The sequence below is a fragment of the Pseudoalteromonas shioyasakiensis genome, from assembly GCA_013391845.1.
GTDB lineage: Bacteria > Pseudomonadota > Gammaproteobacteria > Enterobacterales > Alteromonadaceae > Pseudoalteromonas > Pseudoalteromonas apostichopi.
In genome coordinates this window covers 2,481,947-2,501,331 of sequence record CP058414.1, presented here as the reverse complement: position 1 = coordinate 2,501,331, position 19,385 = coordinate 2,481,947, and the positions used below count along the sequence as shown (strand labels likewise).

Annotated in this window: 20 protein-coding genes and 1 pseudogene; 13 read left to right on the top strand and 8 right to left on the bottom strand. The window is 39.3% G+C overall.

The window, feature by feature from the left end:
• Nucleotides 1-28: 28 nt before the first annotated feature.
• Together HYD28_11455 and HYD28_11450 are read left to right on the top strand one after the other, a co-directional pair.
• Complete coding sequence (locus HYD28_11455; protein QLE09519.1) at nucleotides 29-523, top strand: MgtC/SapB family protein; 495 nt, start codon at nucleotides 29-31, stop codon at nucleotides 521-523.
• Between the two features lie 33 nt (nucleotides 524-556).
• On the top strand, nucleotides 557-1,000 hold the full coding sequence (locus HYD28_11450; protein ID QLE09518.1) for a GNAT family N-acetyltransferase: 444 nt from the start codon (nucleotides 557-559) through the stop codon (nucleotides 998-1,000).
• Here HYD28_11450 and HYD28_11445 read toward each other — a convergent pair.
• The 3 genes from HYD28_11445 to HYD28_11435 all read right to left on the bottom strand — a co-directional run bounded on the left by HYD28_11445 (nucleotide 977) and on the right by HYD28_11435 (nucleotide 4,219).
• Nucleotides 977-1,876, bottom strand: coding sequence for a S41 family peptidase (locus HYD28_11445; GenBank protein ID QLE09517.1), 900 nt, complete (start codon nucleotides 1,874-1,876; stop codon nucleotides 977-979). The two genes, HYD28_11450 and HYD28_11445, sit on opposite strands and share 24 nt — an antisense overlap.
• A 6-nt stretch (nucleotides 1,877-1,882) precedes the next feature.
• Nucleotides 1,883-3,082, bottom strand: coding sequence for a GAF domain-containing sensor histidine kinase (locus HYD28_11440; protein ID QLE09516.1), 1,200 nt, complete (start codon nucleotides 3,080-3,082; stop codon nucleotides 1,883-1,885).
• 120 nt (nucleotides 3,083-3,202) lie between these two features.
• The gene (locus tag HYD28_11435; GenBank protein ID QLE10543.1) at nucleotides 3,203-4,219 is read right to left on the bottom strand and encodes a helix-turn-helix domain-containing protein; all 1,017 of its coding nucleotides are present in this window, start codon (nucleotides 4,217-4,219) and stop codon (nucleotides 3,203-3,205) included.
• Nucleotides 4,220-4,340: 121 nt separating this feature from the next.
• On the opposite strand from HYD28_11435, the gene HYD28_11430 reads away from it, so the two are divergent.
• Nucleotides 4,341-6,239: a beta-ketoacyl synthase gene (locus tag HYD28_11430; protein QLE09515.1), complete on the top strand. Its 1,899-nt coding sequence runs from the start codon at nucleotides 4,341-4,343 to the stop codon at nucleotides 6,237-6,239.
• Between the two features lie 102 nt (nucleotides 6,240-6,341).
• Nucleotides 6,342-7,418, top strand: coding sequence for an energy transducer TonB (locus tag HYD28_11425; protein QLE09514.1), 1,077 nt, complete (start codon nucleotides 6,342-6,344; stop codon nucleotides 7,416-7,418).
• 4 nt (nucleotides 7,419-7,422) lie between these two features.
• On the opposite strand, the gene HYD28_11420 is transcribed toward HYD28_11425, so the two are convergent.
• Nucleotides 7,423-7,839 (bottom strand): MgtC/SapB family protein, encoded by a 417-nt coding sequence (locus HYD28_11420; GenBank protein ID QLE09513.1) that lies wholly within the window; start codon nucleotides 7,837-7,839, stop codon nucleotides 7,423-7,425.
• Nucleotides 7,840-8,111: 272 nt separating this feature from the next.
• Between HYD28_11420 and HYD28_11415 the strand changes: the two genes are divergently transcribed.
• From HYD28_11415 to HYD28_11405, 3 genes are all read left to right on the top strand, one after another.
• Nucleotides 8,112-9,557: a BCCT family transporter gene (locus HYD28_11415; GenBank protein ID QLE10542.1), complete on the top strand. Its 1,446-nt coding sequence runs from the start codon at nucleotides 8,112-8,114 to the stop codon at nucleotides 9,555-9,557.
• Between the two features lie 75 nt (nucleotides 9,558-9,632).
• Nucleotides 9,633-9,977, top strand: coding sequence for a hypothetical protein (locus HYD28_11410; GenBank protein QLE09512.1), 345 nt, complete (start codon nucleotides 9,633-9,635; stop codon nucleotides 9,975-9,977).
• A gap of 52 nt (nucleotides 9,978-10,029) precedes the next feature.
• Entirely contained in the window at nucleotides 10,030-10,275 is a 246-nt protein-coding gene (locus HYD28_11405) for a hypothetical protein (GenBank protein QLE09511.1), read from the top strand.
• Nucleotides 10,276-10,289: 14 nt separating this feature from the next.
• On the opposite strand, the gene fghA is transcribed toward HYD28_11405, so the two are convergent.
• Both fghA and HYD28_11395 read right to left on the bottom strand, forming a co-directional pair.
• The gene (gene fghA / locus HYD28_11400) at nucleotides 10,290-11,126 is read right to left on the bottom strand and encodes an S-formylglutathione hydrolase (protein ID QLE09510.1); all 837 of its coding nucleotides are present in this window, start codon (nucleotides 11,124-11,126) and stop codon (nucleotides 10,290-10,292) included.
• Between the two features lie 55 nt (nucleotides 11,127-11,181).
• Nucleotides 11,182-12,303 carry an S-(hydroxymethyl)glutathione dehydrogenase/class III alcohol dehydrogenase gene (locus HYD28_11395; GenBank protein QLE09509.1) on the bottom strand — a complete coding sequence of 374 codons (1,122 nt, stop codon included), beginning with the start codon at nucleotides 12,301-12,303 and terminating at the stop codon, nucleotides 11,182-11,184.
• A 110-nt stretch (nucleotides 12,304-12,413) separates the two neighbouring features.
• Between HYD28_11395 and HYD28_11390 the strand changes: the two genes are divergently transcribed.
• From HYD28_11390 to HYD28_11365, 6 genes and pseudogenes are all read left to right on the top strand, one after another.
• On the top strand, nucleotides 12,414-13,295 hold the full coding sequence (locus tag HYD28_11390) for a LysR family transcriptional regulator (GenBank protein QLE09508.1): 882 nt from the start codon (nucleotides 12,414-12,416) through the stop codon (nucleotides 13,293-13,295).
• 89 nt (nucleotides 13,296-13,384) lie between these two features.
• A complete protein-coding gene (locus HYD28_11385) occupies nucleotides 13,385-14,602 on the top strand; it encodes a lipoprotein-releasing ABC transporter permease subunit (protein ID QLE09507.1) in 1,218 nt (405 codons plus the stop codon).
• A complete protein-coding gene (lolD, locus tag HYD28_11380) occupies nucleotides 14,595-15,293 on the top strand; it encodes a lipoprotein-releasing ABC transporter ATP-binding protein LolD (protein QLE09506.1) in 699 nt (232 codons plus the stop codon). The genes HYD28_11385 and lolD overlap by 8 nt, the downstream gene beginning before the upstream one ends.
• Complete coding sequence (locus HYD28_11375; protein ID QLE09505.1) at nucleotides 15,283-16,527, top strand: lipoprotein-releasing ABC transporter permease subunit; 1,245 nt, start codon at nucleotides 15,283-15,285, stop codon at nucleotides 16,525-16,527. The genes lolD and HYD28_11375 overlap by 11 nt, the downstream gene beginning before the upstream one ends.
• 27 nt (nucleotides 16,528-16,554) lie before the next feature.
• Nucleotides 16,555-17,043, top strand: a pseudogene (locus tag HYD28_11370) (DUF924 domain-containing protein).
• A gap of 137 nt (nucleotides 17,044-17,180) precedes the next feature.
• Nucleotides 17,181-17,627: a DUF4826 family protein gene (locus HYD28_11365; GenBank protein ID QLE09504.1), complete on the top strand. Its 447-nt coding sequence runs from the start codon at nucleotides 17,181-17,183 to the stop codon at nucleotides 17,625-17,627.
• A gap of 68 nt (nucleotides 17,628-17,695) precedes the next feature.
• On the opposite strand, the gene HYD28_11360 is transcribed toward HYD28_11365, so the two are convergent.
• Together HYD28_11360 and HYD28_11355 are read right to left on the bottom strand one after the other, a co-directional pair.
• Nucleotides 17,696-18,154 carry a GNAT family N-acetyltransferase gene (locus tag HYD28_11360; GenBank protein QLE09503.1) on the bottom strand — a complete coding sequence of 153 codons (459 nt, stop codon included), beginning with the start codon at nucleotides 18,152-18,154 and terminating at the stop codon, nucleotides 17,696-17,698.
• 12 nt (nucleotides 18,155-18,166) lie between these two features.
• Nucleotides 18,167-19,312 carry a cupin domain-containing protein gene (locus HYD28_11355; protein QLE09502.1) on the bottom strand — a complete coding sequence of 382 codons (1,146 nt, stop codon included), beginning with the start codon at nucleotides 19,310-19,312 and terminating at the stop codon, nucleotides 18,167-18,169.
• Nucleotides 19,313-19,385 lie beyond the last annotated feature (73 nt).

Here is a 19,385-nt window from a genome sequence, read left to right as displayed (position 1 = left end):
TTAATTGTTAGTTTGATTTGGAAGTACAGTGACTCTGAGTAGTTTATTTGATATTGCCCCTTATTCTTGGTCAGCAATTGGTAGCGCCGCATTTTGCGGCGCAATTATTGGTATGGAGCGTCAGTTACGCGGTAAGCCTGTTGGTATTCGTACCTCCGCACTCATTGTGTTAGGCACCTACTTATTTCTTGCTACTGCATTTATGTTGCATGGCGATGTGATAGACCATTCACGTGTAGTGGGCCAAATTATCACCGGTATTGGCTTTTTAGGTGCCGGAGTAATGCTTGCAAAAGATGGCGCGGTAGTTGGTGTAACTTCCGCAGCAACTATCTGGGTATTAGCCTCTATAGGTGTTGTGATTGCCACTGATAACTTGTTAGCTGCAATTAAACTTTCAGTATTAGTGGTCGTTATTTTATATGGCGTAGATGTACTTGAAGCTAAATTTAAGAGCTTAGGTCGCGGTGTGCATGTTCGTGTAAAACGCTATTCAAAGTTGTATTATCGAAAAGAAAAGTGAAGTTAGATAATAGAAGTTAGATTAGAGTGATTCATGGAGCCTTGTTACACAATAAAGCCGTCCTGTTTAGAAGATTTGTTACTTGTTGATAGTCAAATTCCTGAGTTTGATGGCCGAAATAGCCTCAGTAAATTACAAGCACGGTGTGCAGATGTTGAGCATCTAGCTTTAGTTGCTTATATCGAAAATGAGCCTGTGGCCTACAAACTGGGTTATGAGCTAGATTCAAACACCTTTTATAGCTGGCTTGGTGCAGTTGCGCCAAAATGTAGAGGGCAGGGCATAGCTCAATCATTATTAAACGCGCAAGAAGCTTGGGTTAAGACCAATAATTACCGAGTTATAATGGTTAAGTCTATGAACCGTTTTCCTGCAATGCTGAATATGCTTATCAAAAATGGTTATGCAATAGTGGGTTATGAGGACAGAGGTAGCCCACAAACTAGTCAGATTTTATTCTCCAAAGTCTTTGATTAGCGTACTAAATTCTAGACTACTCATGCTAGGTTTGATTCCATTTTTAAACGTTTGCCCATGAATATTGGCCATCTCGCCTGTTGTTAAAACAAGAATACTTTCGTCACTGAGCTCAAACGGAGTATTGACAGTAGCTAAGCCACACGTTTTCTCCCCAACAAGTGTTACATTATTAAGAGAAGATAGCCCAATTGCCAATGCTTCAGCTGAACTAGCGACGCTAGAATCAATCAAAACAAAAATCCCGATAGGCTGATGTTTTAAATGATAAGTATCTGGTTGAAAATTGATTTTTTGTAGCGTGCTTTCATGGGCTATTCCATCTTTAAATCCAAATCTAGTAATGCTTCCAGATGACAAATGGAATTCACCTAATGTTTGTGTAGCGTCGAAAAAAGGGGAAAGTGCTTGCAACATCGGCCACATATTGCCGCCGCTATTTTTTCTTAAATCAATAATCCAGTATCGAGAATTCTCGTTGTCTTGAGATCTTATATTATTGATTGAATTACGAACATATTGAGATTTTTCTTCCGTTGTTGTCGCACCAATACTGGAAACTTTTAGATAAGCAAGTTTACCTTTTTGAAAACTCAGCTTAATTTTACTGTTATTAACACAGCGTTTTTTGGCGCTGAAAAAAATTATATTTGAATCTTTATCCTTGAGATAAGTATGAGGTTCATTGAGTGATTTAAGAAGTGTTGCAACGTTTGGAGTTTTATAGCCAAGATAGGCTGATTTGTCTGAATAATCATTTTTACGGATAAAGTGCTTGTTAATTAATTGCTTTACTTCATCATAATTTGGCTCTGCTTCAACAAAAGAAGAAATTAGAGTAAATAACATCAATGTAAAAAAGTATGATTTCTTCATTAAAACTTACTTCGGCAAACTAATTAAAAAGTGAGCGCCGTTGTTACTTTCTTGAACACAGATTTCACCTTGTAGTTGTTGAGTAACTATTTTCTTCGCAATGCTGAGGCCAAGCCCAATACCTGATTGGTTGTTTTTACCTTTATAAAATGGGGTGAAAATGGAGTTTTGTTCACTTATGCTGATACCGGTGCCATTATCGGAGTAGTGAATTTTTAATACCTCATCAAAATCATAAATATCAATTTCTATAGCAGGGTTTTCGATGTTGTTGAACGCATGCTCAATTGAGTTTTGCTGCAAAATAAAAAGTACTTGTTTTAGCAAGTCTATTTCAACTTCGAATTGGCTATGAGGGTTTTGATAATTAATATCTAATTTGATACCACGATGTTTTATTTGCTCTTCTAAATGCTTATACAATGACTCCGAAAGCTGAGTTAACGTCATGATTGTTTTAGTTGATTGTGATTTTGTATAGAGCAAATCCTGTAAAATTCTTATCTTATAGGCGCAAGTAGTTAAATTGCGACTTACTAGTTCATGAGTGTCTAACAAAGTGTTTAGTGTATTTTGCAGTGTTTGCTGACTCAAGCATTTCTGTGTAAGCCTATTTTGAGTTTCTGTCACTGTTTGTTGAGTGAAATCAACGGCTGTTATGCAGTTACCTAAAGGAGTATTGACCTCATGGGCAATGCCACGAATTAAAGTGGCAAGTTCAGTAAATTGGTTTTGTTCAAGCGATTGTTTCTGTTGGTAAAGTAATTTTAGTTGAGTCTCAAAGCTTTGTTTTATTGTTTCGAGTAGTTTTATCACTGGCTCGTTGTATTCATGGGGCTTGCTATCAAGGATACATATTGTACCAAATGGCGTTGTATCGCCAGCAGAAATGGGCAAACCTAAGTAGGAAACCATATTGAGCTTGATATCAGGGTTTTCTTTCCAATCATCATCAATAAGTGCATTAGGTATATTCAGCAGTTTCTGGTTTTTTACAACATGCTCGCAATAAAGGCCTGAATTCTTAAACTTTTCACTGTCGCCTATTTCGTATGGGTTTAATTGGTTTGCATTTTTAGAAAATACACTAATAATATTATTTTCGACCTTCATTACTAAAGCGACAGGCACATCGGCAAACAGTGCTAATACTTCAAGGGTTTTATTCCAACTCTCAACTAATTCATCATAATCAGGCTGATACATTATTTGAACTCAATTAAATACAAATACTACTAAGTGATAGCTTAGTAACAAATTCTAATTGAGCAACATAAATGCTCCATATCAGATTTTATTGTTCTTCAATCAGTAATTTCTTATTAATTAACCAAACAGTTTACGCCTAACTACTGTGCGATATTCACTTGGTGTTTGTGAAAGCACTTTCTTAAATACCCTTGTTAAATGACCTTGGTCGTTATATCCGACTTCTAGTGCTACCTCTTGAATAGATAAATTTGATGAGGCTAATAACTCTTTTGCCGTTTGAACACGCAGCTGTTGCCAATATTCAACGGGTGTTTGGCTGGTGGCTTGACGAAAGCGGCGTGTAAAGGTGCGGTAGCTTAAACTAAATTGCGCCGCAATTTCTTGCAGGGTCAGTTCAGAGGTTAAATTGTTTTTCAGCCAAAATTGAATTTGCGCAATAAGTTCATCAGGGTGCTTATCAACCGCACCTTCTAGATAACGTTGATCTTCATAGGGCTTACGAATCTCATGAGAGAAATTACGTTCAACATGTTGCGCTGCTGCTCGACCATAATATTGGCTAATAATATGGACTATAACGTCTGCAAGGGCATTTAAACTGGCAACTGTATACATACGCTCAGATTGAGTAATAAAAAAGTCAGGTTTAAGCTGCACTTTAGGGTAGTCACGTTTAAATTGCTCTGCGTAATGCCAGTGGGTGGTAGCAGGGTGACCATCAAGTAATCCAGCCTCAGCAACTAAACAGTTGCCAGTACCTACACCAATGATATGACTGCCTTGCCGCCAAGAATCGCCAAGCCAGTCAACCAAGCTTTGCTGTTTGCTTACTACAGGTCGCGGGTTGCGCCAAATACCAGGGACAATAATTAACTCACTAGCTGGCGCTGAGGCAGTTTCGCAATCGGGCATTATTGCTAGCCCCGTGCGGTTGGGGATCGCTTTTATGCTAGTTGCTACTAAGTTGATGTTGAGAGGTTTAAATTCGTTATGCTGATGATGGCTTTTGGCAAAGGCCTCGCCGGCTCTAAGCATTTCTATAGGTAAGGTTAAACTAGTTATTAGTAAGTGTGGATAAACCAAAACACTAATTTCTATGGCTTTTTGATGTTGAAGTTTCGTCACTGAAATTGCTCCGACCAGTTGTTTTTGGCCTTTTATGCAGGTTATTTGGCTATTTAAGCACAAAGTGTATTAGTTAATCCATTTAAACTTGGTTTAATTCTCATAACACGTTTTCTCAAGGTTTTTTATGACAGCATTACCCGTTATTGTTGGTATGGGTGGTATTAATGCCGCTGGCCGCACTTCTTTTCATCAAGGTTATCGTCGTATCGTGTTAGACAGCTTGGACGCTAAAGCCCGTCAGGAGACATTTTTAGGCTTAGCGACTTTAATGAACTTAGTCACCCTTACTGAAGGTGTACTTAAAGATGCTCAAGGCAATACAGTTGCTGAAAAAGATATCGAAGCTAAGTTCGGTGAACAAATTTTAGCTGGCACACTTATTCGCAAAATTGAAAAAAATCACTTCGATGTTGATGCGACTCCGTGGCAGCAAAAAATGACGTTAACAGCGTCAGATGAACAACAAATAGTTTTTGAAACGCGTCGCCGTGATTTACCAACCCCTGTACCTAGTAGCTGGCACATTGAGGAGTTGAGCGATAAAAAAGTAAAAGTAACTATTAGTGCTGATCTTGCTATTAAACATGACAGTACCCGCGATAATCCAATTAAAGCGGCGGGTCAACTACCGACAGGTTTCGAACCTTCAGCTATGTATAACAGCCGCTACCAGCCTAGAGGTCTGCAAGCAACTATCTTTGCTGCAACTGATGCAATTCGTTCGACTGGTCTACCGTGGCAGCAGGTAATGAACAGTGTTGAGCCTGATCAAATTGGTACTTACTCAGCCTCTGTTGCTGGGCAAGTTGATGATGAAGGTTTTGGTGGTTTGATTCGTGCGCGTCAACAAGGTGATCGCGTTAGTACAAAACAGCTTGCACTTGGCTTAAACACCATGTCGACCGACTTTATCAATGCTTATGTAACAGGTAACGTGGGTACGACCTTTACCACATCAGGCGCGTGTGCCACGTTTTTATATAACCTACGTGCTGCTGTAAACGATATTCAAGCAGGTCGCACGCGAGTAGCGATTGTGGCATCAGTAGAGTGTGCTATTACGCCAGAAATTGTTGAAGGCTTTGGTAATATGAGCGCACTTGCAAATGAAGAGGGCCTAAAGCGCCTTGATAATTCAGAAGTCGTTGATCATCGCCGTACAAGCCGTCCATTTGGTGAAAACTGTGGCTTTACAATTGGTGAAGGTGCACAGGTTGCTATCTTAATGGATGATGCATTGGCATTAGAGTTAGGTGCTGATGTGTTAGGTAGCGTTGCGGATGTGTTCGTAAATGCTGATGGAATTAAAAAATCAATCACAGCACCGGGCCCTGGTAACTATATTACAATGGCAAAATCTGTTGCACTAGCTAGTGGTATTGTTGGTCAAGAAGCGGTACAAAAACGTAGCTTTATATTGGCTCACGGCTCAAGCACGCCTCAAAACCGCGTAACAGAATCATTAATTTACCATAAGGTAGCACAGACATTTGCTATTGATAATTGGAAGATTGCAGCTCCTAAAGCGTATGTTGGGCATACTATTGCTCCAGCCAGTGGTGATCAATTAGCCATGGCATTAGGCGTGTTTAGTCATAACATTATGCCAGGGATTACTACAATCGATAAAGTGGCTGATGACGTTTATAGCGAGCATTTAGATATTCGCACAGAACATTATCAATGTGATGCAATGGACATTGCATTTATAAATTCAAAAGGGTTTGGTGGTAACAACGCAACGGCGACTGTTTTATCTCCAGCAATTACATTGCAAATGCTAGCAAAGCGTCATGGTGATGTGGTTATGGCGGAATATCAGGATCGTCATACTCAAGTAGCTCAAGCTCAAGCTGATTACCAACAACAGGCTGATTTAGGTCATTATGAGCTTATTTATCGCTTTGGTGACGGCTTAATTGATGAAAATGACATCAAAATTTGCCAAGACTCAATGACAATCCCAGGTTTTGATAAAAAGGTTTTATTATCAAAATCAAACCCTTATTCGGACATGTTTTAAGATCAAGACTTGTTTAAGTACATTCTTGACAGCAAGGCGCTTTTAAAGCGCCTTTTTTAGTGCTATAAATGTTCCTATCAAAGGGAATTGGAGCAATTACTCATGATTAAATTTACTAAACTCGCTGTACTTTGTTCACTTATCGCATTACCAACACAGGCTTTAGCAAGAGACGTCAATGATTTAGGTGTTGATGTTCAAGCAGCAACTTCCGCCTATATCGTAAAAAATACAAATCCGCGTTATCCAGGTAGTTATAATGGCTCTCGTTTAGAGGGCTGGGCTTTAATGTCTTATGTAGTGGACAAACAAGGTAAAGCTAAAGATATCGAAGTGATTATGGCATCTGATACTCGTGGTAGTGAAGAAAACGCAGAGAAATATTTAACGAACTTAGAATTTGCACCCGCGACTAAAAAAGGTGAAACAGTTGAAGGTGGTTATCTGTTTTCTTTTGAAGTAGGTAAGTATTTTAATGGCTACTCAAATGATAAAGCTAGCCGTGGTTTTATCAATGAGTACGATGAAATCAATAAAATGCTGCAAGCAAAGGAATTTAAAAAAGCTGAGCAAGCATTAGCCAAGCTATATAAAGATCACACTAAAAACACCTCTGAACAGGCGTTATTTGCATGGCTAAAAAGCCAATTTTTTTACCATCAACAACAATGGTTTGGCTTTGATGAGCAGCTGTCTATTGCCTATTTACTACGAAATAAGTTGCCAACAGATATACAGTATTTAGTCGCTAAAAGCGCTTTACAATGGTACAGCTTCAAGGGTGACTTCAATCTTGCTTACAACGCCATTGATGCATTAGATAATATAGAAGGAAAAGAGTTTTCAGAAGAAAACAAACTTGCCACAATTAAGCAAATTGATGACTTATTAGCTCGTACTCCGCAGATCAATTCACAAATTAATGTCTCAAAGGATAAGCTTTCATATTTGTCGTTATCTCGTGGTTCTATCAAGATAGAGGGCGCACGTGATGTATCTAAATTACAGATCCGTTGTGCTGATCAAGTAATAGACCTTGAAGCAAATGATTCAGTGAGTTATGTGCTTGATGAACAAAGCCGACGCTGCGGTTTATTAGTTAAATCTACAAATTCTGCTGAGATTAAAGTAAAACAAACTGGTTATGCTATTGTTAATTCAAAATATGACGCCAGTTAATTGTTTACTTTAAACGCTTTACATATCTTAGCGTTACGAAGTTAATTAATGCCATTAGAAAGGCGATTTCGTAACGACTAAATGCCACAGCAATGCCAATAAGTCCCATGTTCCAAATACTGGCTGCTGTGGCTGTTCCATAAGTAGAGTTTTTGTTCTTCAAAATGGCGCCACCGCCAATAAAACCAATACCCGTGATAATCCCTTCGAGTACTTTTGACTCAGCCTCTGAGCTAGTTAAAACAGACATTCCAACTAATGCATAGCCACAAGATGCAACAGCAACTAATGGAAAAGTACGAAGACCTGCGCCATTACTCGTTTTTTCTCGATCAAATGCCATGGGTAGGGCAAGTAAGTAGGCAATCCCCAGGTGCATTAGGTTATCGAGGATCTCGTGCCAATCAAGATTAAAGTCCATAATCAATTCCTTTTTGTTAATAGCCGAGTGTTGCAATTTCAATACCCGATCAGCAAATTAATTAAAATGAGGAAACTAGGGACATGTAGCCGGGTTTTTAAAAGTAGAGCTTGATATAATTTGCGATTTTTACGCACTACTGTGTCATTTTTTCAGTCTTTTGGCTGTTTGAAATTTCAGCATACAGACAGTATGCTAAACACGCTAAATAAATAGGCTTCAGTTTGAAACATACAACCTCATCTCTTGAAAAAACTGCTCTCGCATTGTGTATGTTAGGTGCGCTCATTGCTGTAATTTTGCCTAGTTTTATCACTGAACAAGTACAGCCTTTTGTACAAACGGTTTTAGATTGGATTGGGAGTAGTTTTTTCTTAATGGTGAATTTTTTATTGTTCGCCATCATAATTTTAGCTATTAGTCCATTAGGCAGCCGTAAAGTAGGTGGGCAAGATGCTGTTGTTGAGTATTCTAACTTTGGCTGGTTTGCTATGTTATTTGCTGCGGGAATGGGCTCTGGCCTAGTTTTTTGGGGAGTTGCGGAGCCTGCTTTACATTCGCTTGACCCGCCCCTTAAACAAAGCTTATATCCAGATAGATTAGCCAGTAGCTTGGCGCTAACATTAGTTAATTGGGGGGCTCATGCTTGGGCACTTTATGCGGTATTTGCTTTAGTGCTTGGTGGGTTAACTCAATATAGTGGTAAGACTGGTGATATTTGTTCGCCTGTTCTTACTGCAGTAGGTAACAGGTTTGATAAATCAACAAAATTTACAGTCTCTTTTATTGTAAAATTAATTGCTGTTCTCGCGATATTTTTTGGTGTAGTTGGCACTATAGCAAATTCAACTCTGTTGATAAGTAAAGGGGTTGAGATAGAGTTGGGAGTTACTTCTACTTTATTAGTTGGCTCATTAATCGTTTGTTTATTAACAGTTATATATTCGCTATCAGTAAAGTTTGGTTTACGTCGCGGCGTACAATCACTAAGCATTTTTAATGTGATTTTGGCATTCAGTTTGTTGGTCTGGTTATTAACAGTGGTGCCGATTGAGCCAATTATAAAAATTGCTCTAGATGGAACTGGCTATTATTTACAGCTGCTAGTAACTGGAACTTGGCAATTTGATAGCCAATTAAAAGCGCCGGATTGGGCCACTCATTGGACATATAACTATTACTTTTGGTGGTTAGCCTGGGGTCCATTTGTTGGTGTTTTTTTAGCCAAAATAAGTCAGGGGCGTAAGGTTTGGCAATTTATTTTTGCGGTTGTGTGTATTCCTACTTTAGTGACTATTATTTGGTTTGCGACCTTTTCTGGGGCAGCAATTGAATGGGATAGACTCAATCAAGCGGGTATTTTAGTAGCGATAAAACAAGATTACAGCCAAGGATTATTTGTCTTTTTTAATCAATTAGGTTGGCAAGGAACCGTGTTTATTTGGGCTAGTTTGTTATTACTATTGATATTTGTTGCAACATCAGCTGACTCTGCAATTTTAGTCATAAGGGAACTTGTAGGAGCTGATCCTAGCAATCGAGTGACCCTTTACACTTGGTGTTTGGCATTATTCTTATGCAGCTTGGCTCTTTTACTTTTACAAGATGAGCCATTAAATCGAAGCGTTGCAATTTTAGGCGCTTTACCTTTCTTATTAATATTCCTATTGCAGTTAGTTGGGTTTCTAAAAGAGTTTATTCGCGATATTTGTGATTAATTTACAGTTTTTTACAGTTAAATTATGCATTTTTCATTATGCTTATAAAATAAGCTTAAGTGTATTGGAGGACCGATGCTTAAATTTTTGTATGTGATGCTACCTTTTAGTTTACTTAGTGGCTGTACAGCAGTTGGTCTAGTTGCAGATGGTATTGGCGGGGCCTCTAGCCAAGCACAGCCTGCAAGCGCCTATGCAGATAAAAAAGATAATGACCGAGTTAACTATGGCATGACCATGACAATGCTAGGTTACGAAATCGACAAGGCGATTATTGAAGGTCTAGAGAATGGTAGCAAAGGTAAAGATGTTGAGCTTAAATGTCGTCAAATAAGTCGCGCAGTAAATGAATGTGTTGAGGTTCAAGCTGAGCCGAAAAAAAGACCTACATTAATGGATAGTTTTAATAATGAAGATTAACTTCTCAAAACTTGTTATTTGCTTTGTTAGCTACCAATTAGTGGGGTGTACAGTGGCGGGGTCAATAGTAGATGGCTATGCAAAAAACTCACAACCAACAAACCTTGCAACCACAAATGCAAATCAAACTAACAGCACAGTAACGGACTCTGAGGGCTTTTCATTTGCAAAGTTAGGCTTTGAAATTGATAGCGCTGTAATAGGTTTACTCGAACCCAAAGAGGAACAACCAAAGTTAGTTTGCAGGCAAATCACACGAAGTATTAAAGAGTGTGAGGAAGCTAAGCCCTCACACTAAAAATTAGATATTAATCACAGATACGTTTGATGAAACATTAGGTGTTCGTCAATAAAGCTACTGATAAAGAAGTAACTATGATCATAACCTGCGTGCATGTTAATTTCGGCTGGATAATCTTTCTCATTCACGACAGCAAATATGTTCTCCGTTTTGAGTTGCTCAGTTAAGAAGTTATCGGCCTCACCTTGATCAATGCGAATCGGTAAATAATCATCAGCGACGGCTTTTTTCATTAACTCACAACTGTCGTATTCAAGCCAACTTGCTTTATCATTACCTAGGTAATTGCTAAACGCTTTTTCACCCCAAGGGCAATTAATCGGGTTAACAATCGGGCTAAAAGCACTGGCGCTGACGTATTGTTTCGGGTTTTTTAGTGCAATCATCAATGCGCCGTGACCACCCATAGAATGACCAGCAATGGCTTTTTTAGTCGTCACAGGGAAGTGTGCTTCGATAAGTGCAGGTAATTCAGACACAACATAGTCGTACATGTTGTAATGCACATTGTAAGGCGCTTGAGTCGCATTGACATAAAAGCCTGCACCTTGACCAAAATCGTAGTTTTCATCGTCAGGAACATTATCACCACGCGGGCTAGTATCTGGAGCGACAATCGCAATACCCAGTTCAGCCGCTTTTTTAAATGCCCCGGCTTTTTGCATAAAGTTTTCATCGGTACAGGTTAAACCTGACAACCAGTACATCACTGGCACTTTATTCGTTTCGCTGGCACCGGGTGGTAAAAATATCGCAAAGCGCATAGCACAATGTGTACTGGTAGCTTGGTGGGTATATTGTTTATGCCAGCCACCGCTGACTTTTGTTGAGCTTATGTTTTCTAGCATAACCAAATCCTTGAAACAAAGGCGCTAGGCATTAACCTAACGCCAAATTAAAAGATTAATAATGAATAACTGAGCGGATGCTCTTACCTTCGTGCATTAAGTCGAAAGCTTCATTGATATCTTCAAGTTTCATGGTGTGTGTGATGAAATCATTTAACGCAAACTCACCATTCATATAGCGCTCAACAATCTCTGGTAGTTCAGAGCGACCTTTAACACCACCAAACGCACTACCGCGCCATACTCGACCTGTTACCAGTTGGAATGGGCGTGTCGAGATCTCTTGGCCTGCACCTGCAACACCAATAATCACTGATTCACCCCAACCTTTGTGGCAACACTCAAGGGCAGAGCGCATTACATTAACGTTACCGATACATTCAAATGAAAAATCAACACCACCGTCAGTCATTTCAACGATGACTTCTTGAATTGGTTTGTCGTAGTCATTTGGATTGATTAAATCAGTTGCGCCTAATTTAGTAGCAAGATCAAACTTGCTTGTGTTGATATCAACACCAATAATACGGCCTGCGCCAGCCATTTTCGCACCGATAATCGCCGATAAACCAATGCCGCCTAGACCAAAAATAGCAACAGTATCGCCTTTTTGAACTTTTGCAGTTTTAGTTACAGCGCCCATACCAGTTGTTACACCACAACCAAGTAAACAAATTTCTTCAAGCGGGGCTTCTTTGCTTACTTTAGCTAGTGAAATCTCAGGTAATACAGTGTACTCAGAGAAAGTAGAGCAACCCATGTAGTGATAAATTGGTTGACCATCTTTATAGAAACGCGTCGTGCCATCTGGCATTAAACCTTTGCCTTGCGTTTCACGTACCGCAGAGCATAAATTTGTTTTACCAGATTTACACATCTTACACTCGCCACATTCAGCAGTATAAAGAGGAATAACATGATCGCCTACTTCAACATGTGTGACGCCTTCGCCTACAGCTTCAACAATACCGCCGCCTTCATGGCCAAGGATTGCTGGGAAAATACCTTCAGGATCTTCACCAGATAAAGTAAATGCATCTGTGTGACAAACACCTGTAGCAACAATCTTTACAAGCACTTCGCCTTTTTTAGGCATCATTACATCCACTTCTTCAATTGATAGTGGTTGATTTGGACCCCAAGCGATAGCCGCTTTTGATTTAATAAAATCAGTCATAACGTTCCCTTATAGTTGTTGGAAGTAAGTATTAAACCTAGTCTATTTTATTTATTTCTCAATGAATGATAATCTTCGTTTTATTAAAACACTTTTACAGTATGGTAATAATGAATCGTTGGCACGGAATTGATGAATTTTTAGCGGTAGCAGAAACGGGCAGTTTTACCAAAGCAAGTAAACTTCTGGGTATGTCGGTGGCCCATGTAAGCCGTTATGTGAGTCAATTAGAAGAGCGATTAAACACACAATTGCTAACCCGTACGACCCGTAAAGTGGTGCTAACGCAAGAGGGGCAGGTGTTTGCGCATCAAACAAAGCAATTACAGCATGCCATGGATGATGCCACGGCACTGCTTGCAGAGCAGCAACTGACACCAAAAGGCAGTATAAAGCTAACAGCCCCAGTGATGTACGGTGAAAGTTTTATCATGCCTGCAGTACATTCGTTTATGCAAAAACACCCAGATATTGAAGTGATCAGCCATTTAAGTAATGAACAAGTCAATCTATTAGAAGATGGGTATGACCTAGCAATTCGGCTCGGTCATTTAAAGGATTCATCCTTGAAAGCACGGCGTATTAGTCAGCGCAGGCTTGTTATTTGCTGTAGCACTGAATATATAAATAAATTTGGCCAACCACATAGTGTTAGTGAATTACATCAGCATAATTGCCTGATTGGAAATAACAGTTACTGGCGGGTAAAAGAGCAAGGCCAAGATAAGCATATAAAAGTGGCTGGGCGGTTAGCATGTAACAGCGGTTGGGCATTGGTTGACGCTGCTATGAAAGGGTTGGGTATCGTGCAACTACCGGATTACTATGTTAATGAACACCTAGCCAGTGGCAAGTTGACCGCTGTACTTTCAAATGTTGCACCCGCACCTGAAGGTGTATGGGGTGTTTATCCACCTAGGCAGTTTATAGCAACCAATGTAAAAGCATTACTAGACCATTTGGTTGCTACTGTTCAAGTATCAGATTTATAATTATTTTTTACAATTTCGCGCATCCCATGCTAGCTAAATCTGTGCTAACATGAGCGCATATTTAGCCCTTGGAATATCCATAACTTATTATGTTTCAACCTGTTAGCCTTTTTATAGGGCTGAGATATAGTCGCTCCTCAAAGGGTAATGCCTTTATCTCATTTATTTCATTTTTCTCTATTGCGGGCATTGCTATTGGCTTAATGGCCTTGTTTACAGTCAGTTCAGTAATGAATGGCTTTGAAAATAACCTGAAAACCAACATGCTTGGATTAATTCCCCATATCGAAGTATCAGCTGATGATAACTCGAAAGAAACCATGCTGCAGTTAAAGCAGCAACTAGAAAACTCTCAAGATATTAAACAAGTTAACCTTTATCGTCATGGTGAAGCAATTTTACAAACTAACCAAGATTTGCACGGCGTATTGTTACAAGGGCTCTATGATGAAGGAAGCTCCCTCTATAACGTAAAGGATAAAATTGTTGCCGGTAATTGGTCACAAGTAATGGATAGCAACTACCATATTGCTATTAGCCGCTATTTGAGCCGAAAATTAGGCATTTCGCTCGGGGATAAAGTACGGGTGATTATGCCTAATGCGAGTTCATATACCCCCCTAGGTCGAGTACCTAGCCAGCGCTTGTTTACCGTTGGCGCTCTTTATGAAACGCAATCAGAAATCGATATGTCATTGGCATTTACTAGTGGTTATTCGTTAGGCCGGGTTTTAAAGCTGGCAAAATCAGCGGCACCAAACTTAAGTGTTTCGCTTTATGAACCATTTGCTGTTGAGCAAGTTTTGCAATCTCAGTCAGCTATTTTAAATGATTACACAGTGGCTGATTGGCGAGCTAGCCAAGGGACACTATTTGCTGCTGTGGCGATGGAAAAGCGTATTATGTCGATGTTACTTGGCTTAATCGTGCTCGTTGCGGTGTTTAATATAGTTTCAGCATTAACCATGATGGTCAGTGAGAAGCAAAGTGAAGTAGCTATTTTACAAACACTGGGTTTAACCCCGTTACAAGTGCAGCATGTTTTTATGATCCAAGGCTTATATAACGGTCTGATCGGTACCAGCATTGGTGCGTTACTTGGTGTGCTATTAAGTAGCAACATTAATGAATTATTAAATATGTTAGGCATCAATTTATTAGCGGGTGTGAGTTTACCAGTTAAATTTGATGTTATGAGTTTGAGTCTAATTGCTGCAGGGAGTATTGCGATGAGCTTTTTAGCTACTTTGTATCCTGCCAGAAAAGCTGCAAAAGTGAATCCAGCAGAGGTATTACGTTATGAGTGATTTAGTTATCAATTGTCAGCAGCTGAACAAAGTTTATCAAGATGGCGATAACGAGGTTGCGGTATTAAAAGGGGTTGATTTAACACTTAAACAAGGCGAAATGTTAGCTGTTGTAGGTAGCTCTGGCTCAGGCAAAAGTACTTTATTGCATATATTAGGCACCTTGGATAACGAAAGTTCAGGCAAGGTTGAAATTAAAGGTCAGCAGGTTTCTAAATTAAATCGAAAACAACAAGCCAGTTTCCGGAATGAAAATTTAGGCTTTATTTATCAATTCCATCATCTATTAATGGAATTTACTGCGATTGAAAATGTTGCTATGCCACTCTTAATTAAAGGTTTAAGTGCAGTCGATGCAACGGAAAAAGCGCATAACATGCTAGATAAAGTAGGCTTGTCTCATCGCAGCGAACATAAACCATCGGCTTTATCAGGTGGTGAGAGGCAGCGGGTTGCAATCGCACGTGCATTAGTAACAGAGCCTGCTTTGGTGCTTGCCGATGAACCAACGGGTAACCTAGATAAACAAAACGCTATTAAGATTTACGACTTAATTAAAGAGTTAAATACCAGCTTAAAAACCAGTTTTGTAGTGGTAACTCATGATTTAGAGCTTGCAGATAAACTCGGCAAAATTGCTTATTTAGATGATGGTAAGCTTGCAATTAAAGAGTCTCAGCATGTTGCTTAGTGCCTTTATTTCAAAACGATTCCGCGCTCATAGCGGACAAAAAGACGGACAAAATGGCTTTGTTAGCTTTATAGCTAAAGCTTCGACGATTGGCATACTTTTAGGAGTAGCCGTCTTAATTGTTGCTCTTTCAGTTATTAATGGCTTTGAGCAGCAATTAGTGCATCGGCTTTTATCTGTTGTACCACAGGTTGAATATGTCGCGCCAAATAAACCAATCAATAACTGGCAATCAAAAATTGCGCTACTTCGCTCTCAAACCGGTGTAACAGGTGCTGCACCCTTTATTAGTGTTAATGGTATGGCGCAATATAAAAGTGAGTTAAAAGCGGTTGAAGTGCGCGGTGTTAGCCCTGAATTTGAAAATCAGGTGTCGGCATTAAACCAATTTACAGAAGGGCGCTTAGTTAGCCAGTTACAACAAGAAGATGTGCTTTTAGGACAACAAATAGTAAACCGATTAGGTCTTAAAATTGGCGATCCAGTTACCTTATTAATCCCACAGATAAACCAGCAAAGTAACACTTTACTGGCTCCAAAACGCGTGAGCTTGAATCTGGCTGGTATTATTAAAATGGGAGGTCCAATAGATGAAACCGCGGCTTTTATTCGTCTAGACAAAGCGCAAAATGTGCTGAGCTTTAATGAAAACCAAGTAACCGGCTTACGATTACAAGTGGCCGATGTGTTCGCCGCCCATCAAACAGCGATGCGTGTTGGGCAAGTTATTCCAGATTATGTTTATGTCTCTAGTTGGTTTCGAACGCAGGGGAGCTTATATCAAGATATTCAAATGGTTCGTACCATTGTGTATATCGTGGTGTTTTTAATAATTGCGGTAGCGAGTTTCAATATTGTTTCGTCTCTAGTGATGGAAGTACGTGAGAAACAGGCAAATATTGCGATTTTAAAAACCATGGGCGCACAAGATAGTACCATTTTAGCGACCTTTGTTATGCAAGGTTTTACACAAGCCTTAATAGGTGTGATTTTGGGCACGATTATCGGTGTGATGCTAGCATTAAATATTAGTGAACTGTTCACTTGGGTAAGTAACTTATTTGGTGATAACCCGTTACAAGGTGTGTATTTTATCGAGTTTTTACCAAGCAAATTAGTATGGCAAGATATCGTTATCACCGTGATTGTCACCTTTGTCCTCGCAATTTTGGCAACACTTTACCCAGCGTGGCAAGCAACCCGGGTAGACCCTGCAAAAGTACTTGGTAACTAAAGAAATTCAAGCTTGGACAAGCATTAGATTATTGATTTTTGGTTTCATGAATTTGGCCCTGAAGGTTGGTATTAACAATCTGATGAAGTTGATGCATTAATTAAGCGTTAGTTTTCATAATGTCTTTTGCAGGTTAGCTGGCGAGCATGCTGATTAGTGAATATATGCACTAGGCTATTAGCTGAAATCATCGTGTTAGCTCAGTTTTCACGCGGTATTGACCGTGAAACAGCGAAAGCGTTTAGCCAAGATCCGTAAGCACTAAGCTTAGCGCAAAGAGCTATCGAACTAGGTTTTGATATATAACTTGAAAGCTCACAAGTAGCGTTTATTTATATGCTTTTTATGCACAGTGAATCGAAAGTCATTCATCAGCAGGCTGAGCAATTGTTTAAAGGCATGAGTAATTATGAGTTTGAACTAAAGCACAAAGTTATTATTGATAGGTTTGGTCGTTACCCACACCGCAACACAATTTTAGGTCGAGAATCAACAATTGAAGAGCTGCAATTTTAAACTGTGCCTAACTCTTCATTCTGAGTTGGCTGAATAATACTCAAGTAAATTAAAATGCCTTTTGATTGCCCGTAAACACTTGCACAGCGCCATTTTAAACCTTAAAGTGTCAGAAATGTTGTAAAAGAGTAACCACCATGGAACAAAAACAAGCAAGACCATTAACACCAGAAGAACAAGCCGAAGCGCAAAAACAAAGTGTTATTTGGCAAAGAGAATGTTTCCAAAATGCACAAAAGCATTTAGCAGAAAAAGGGGTTATCCCGCAAACTGTTGTTGAGAAAGAAAGTCGTTTCATTGCGCCTTTAGTGGCAATTTGGAAATTTAAAGCACAAAACGGTAAAAGCTATTGGGTGATCACGGGTCGCTTACCGACTGATCACGCTGAAGCAAGCGCAGCAACTAATGCACGTGAAGTATTACGTTATTTTTCAATGCAGTGGCAATTGAAGGCTGATCAGCTAATGCAATCAGGGGCCGTAGACAAAACCAAAGTTGATTTTGCGAATTTGCTAATCAATCGTGCTCATGGCTTATATGAGTTGTTTGAAAAAGAAGAAATGTGGCAAAACGAGCCAGCATAACTGACTTTACAAACTTACTAATAAAAAAGCTGAATAATTTTATTCAGCTTTTTTATTTTACCTAAACCTTAATGTACTAAAGTGAATGGCCGCGTATCAAACTGCTTGATAGGGCAGAGCATTCGCTGCCTTGGAATACCAGCTTCCATAAACACTAAACCATCTGCTGAAAAGCCATTTTGTTTAAACCTGTCTACCTCATTCAAAATACAATTAATACTTACACAGTCACAGCCTTGCTTTTCAGCCATACTTACTAAGTAATTCAATAATGATTTGTAAACCGAACGGTTACGGTGTTCAGGCAAAACAGCTATACGACCAATTAGGCCATCATTGCATAAACGCCCAGTAGCAACTGGGCATTTACATTCGTCTGTTACAAGGACGTGATGTGCTGTTTTATCTAAATGGTCAAACTCAATGTGTTTTGGAATATGCAATTCGCAAACAAATACCCGCTCTCGGATCTGTTGTAAAAGTTCCTTGTCGATACTCCATTCAACTTCATCTATTTGATAGCCCATAAACACACGCTCCTAACAAAACCAAATACCCTCATTTAAAAGTGTAGTAAAAGTTTTTAAGAAAATGTGATTATTTTTTGAACTATTTATATCAGCAGCTGTCAGCCAGGTTTGATCTGTGAGCTTTTTAATTAATTCAAGCTCATGTAAATCATGCATGTAATTAATGCCATTAACACTTAAAAGTATTTTATCTCCAATCACTTGATAGATTGCTCGGGTGCCACCTAAGCGCTCAAAAACAACCTCGTCATCACGTAGTAACTCAAGTAAATTATCTAATGTATAAGGTTCTTCTAAAGGTGCTAAATCCATTTCATGTTTTGGCTGACTCATATTGTTACCAAGCCAAGTCTTAAATATTGCATCATCATTTATTGCAGCAATCATCAGCTGTTTAACATTTTCAGCTTCAAATTCCTTAAGTTCGCCTTTTGAGTCACGTAATTTAAGCTCAGCATCACTGTATCGTTGATTGCCAAGTTCAGTATCTATCAAATGGTCTGCAAACTGTGATAATAAATCGCGCTGGTTTGGTGCTCGAAAGCCAACAGAGTAATTTAATGCGTTTTCAACTGCGTAACCCTCATGTGGACAACCCGGTGGAATATAAAGAATATCACCAGGCTCTAGAACACAGTCGATAACAGCAGGAAACTGCTCGACTTGTAGCAGGCTTTTATTTTGCGCAAACTGTCTTAGGTTAGCATCAGGCATACCAACCCGCCAATGGCGTTTGCCTTGGCCTTGAATAATAAACACATCGTATTGGTCTAAATGCGGGCCAACACCACCACCTGGTGTTGAGTAGCTAATCATTAAATCATCGATGCGCCAGTTAGGAATAAAGCGAAATGGCTCTAGTAATTGAGCAGCATCGCTATGCCAATGGTCAACCGCTTGTACTAGTAATGTAGCGTGCTTTTCAGTCAATAAGCTAAAGTCTTCAAACGGACCATGGTGTGCTTGCCAGTCATTTGAGTGATTGGTCACTATTCGTGATTCAATACTTTCTTCCATTGCAAGACCCGCAAGCTCTTCTGGCTCAATGGGGTCAGTAAAGTCTTTAAAACCTTGTTTGATAAGCAATGGTTTTTTTTGCCAATACTGAGCTAAAAATTGCTCTTGGGTAAGTGAATTGATGGATAATTGATACATAACATGACCTAAGCGAATTGGTATAAAAAAAGCGAAAGGAAGGCCTTTCGCTTTTTCAAGTCTTTGTTTGAAT

What these genes read in the sequence shown, in the direction of transcription:
- HYD28_11450 (QLE09518.1), top strand. Translation starts at nt 557, where the DNA reads ATGGAGCCTTGTTACACAATAAAGCCGTCCTGTTTAGAAGATTTGTTA.
- HYD28_11445 (QLE09517.1), bottom strand. Translation starts at nt 1,876, where the DNA reads ATGAAGAAATCATACTTTTTTACATTGATGTTATTTACTCTAATTTCT.
- HYD28_11440 (QLE09516.1), bottom strand. Translation starts at nt 3,082, where the DNA reads ATGTATCAGCCTGATTATGATGAATTAGTTGAGAGTTGGAATAAAACC.
- HYD28_11430 (QLE09515.1), top strand. Translation starts at nt 4,341, where the DNA reads ATGACAGCATTACCCGTTATTGTTGGTATGGGTGGTATTAATGCCGCT.
- HYD28_11425 (QLE09514.1), top strand. Translation starts at nt 6,342, where the DNA reads ATGATTAAATTTACTAAACTCGCTGTACTTTGTTCACTTATCGCATTA.
- HYD28_11420 (QLE09513.1), bottom strand. Translation starts at nt 7,839, where the DNA reads ATGGACTTTAATCTTGATTGGCACGAGATCCTCGATAACCTAATGCAC.
- HYD28_11415 (QLE10542.1), top strand. Translation starts at nt 8,112, where the DNA reads ATGTTAGGTGCGCTCATTGCTGTAATTTTGCCTAGTTTTATCACTGAA.
- HYD28_11410 (QLE09512.1), top strand. Translation starts at nt 9,633, where the DNA reads ATGCTTAAATTTTTGTATGTGATGCTACCTTTTAGTTTACTTAGTGGC.
- fghA (QLE09510.1), bottom strand. Translation starts at nt 11,126, where the DNA reads ATGCTAGAAAACATAAGCTCAACAAAAGTCAGCGGTGGCTGGCATAAA.
- HYD28_11395 (QLE09509.1), bottom strand. Translation starts at nt 12,303, where the DNA reads ATGACTGATTTTATTAAATCAAAAGCGGCTATCGCTTGGGGTCCAAAT.
- HYD28_11390 (QLE09508.1), top strand. Translation starts at nt 12,414, where the DNA reads ATGAATCGTTGGCACGGAATTGATGAATTTTTAGCGGTAGCAGAAACG.
- HYD28_11385 (QLE09507.1), top strand. Translation starts at nt 13,385, where the DNA reads ATGTTTCAACCTGTTAGCCTTTTTATAGGGCTGAGATATAGTCGCTCC.
- lolD (QLE09506.1), top strand. Translation starts at nt 14,595, where the DNA reads ATGAGTGATTTAGTTATCAATTGTCAGCAGCTGAACAAAGTTTATCAA.
- HYD28_11375 (QLE09505.1), top strand. Translation starts at nt 15,283, where the DNA reads ATGTTGCTTAGTGCCTTTATTTCAAAACGATTCCGCGCTCATAGCGGA.
- HYD28_11365 (QLE09504.1), top strand. Translation starts at nt 17,181, where the DNA reads ATGGAACAAAAACAAGCAAGACCATTAACACCAGAAGAACAAGCCGAA.
- HYD28_11360 (QLE09503.1), bottom strand. Translation starts at nt 18,154, where the DNA reads ATGGGCTATCAAATAGATGAAGTTGAATGGAGTATCGACAAGGAACTT.
- HYD28_11355 (QLE09502.1), bottom strand. Translation starts at nt 19,312, where the DNA reads ATGTATCAATTATCCATCAATTCACTTACCCAAGAGCAATTTTTAGCT.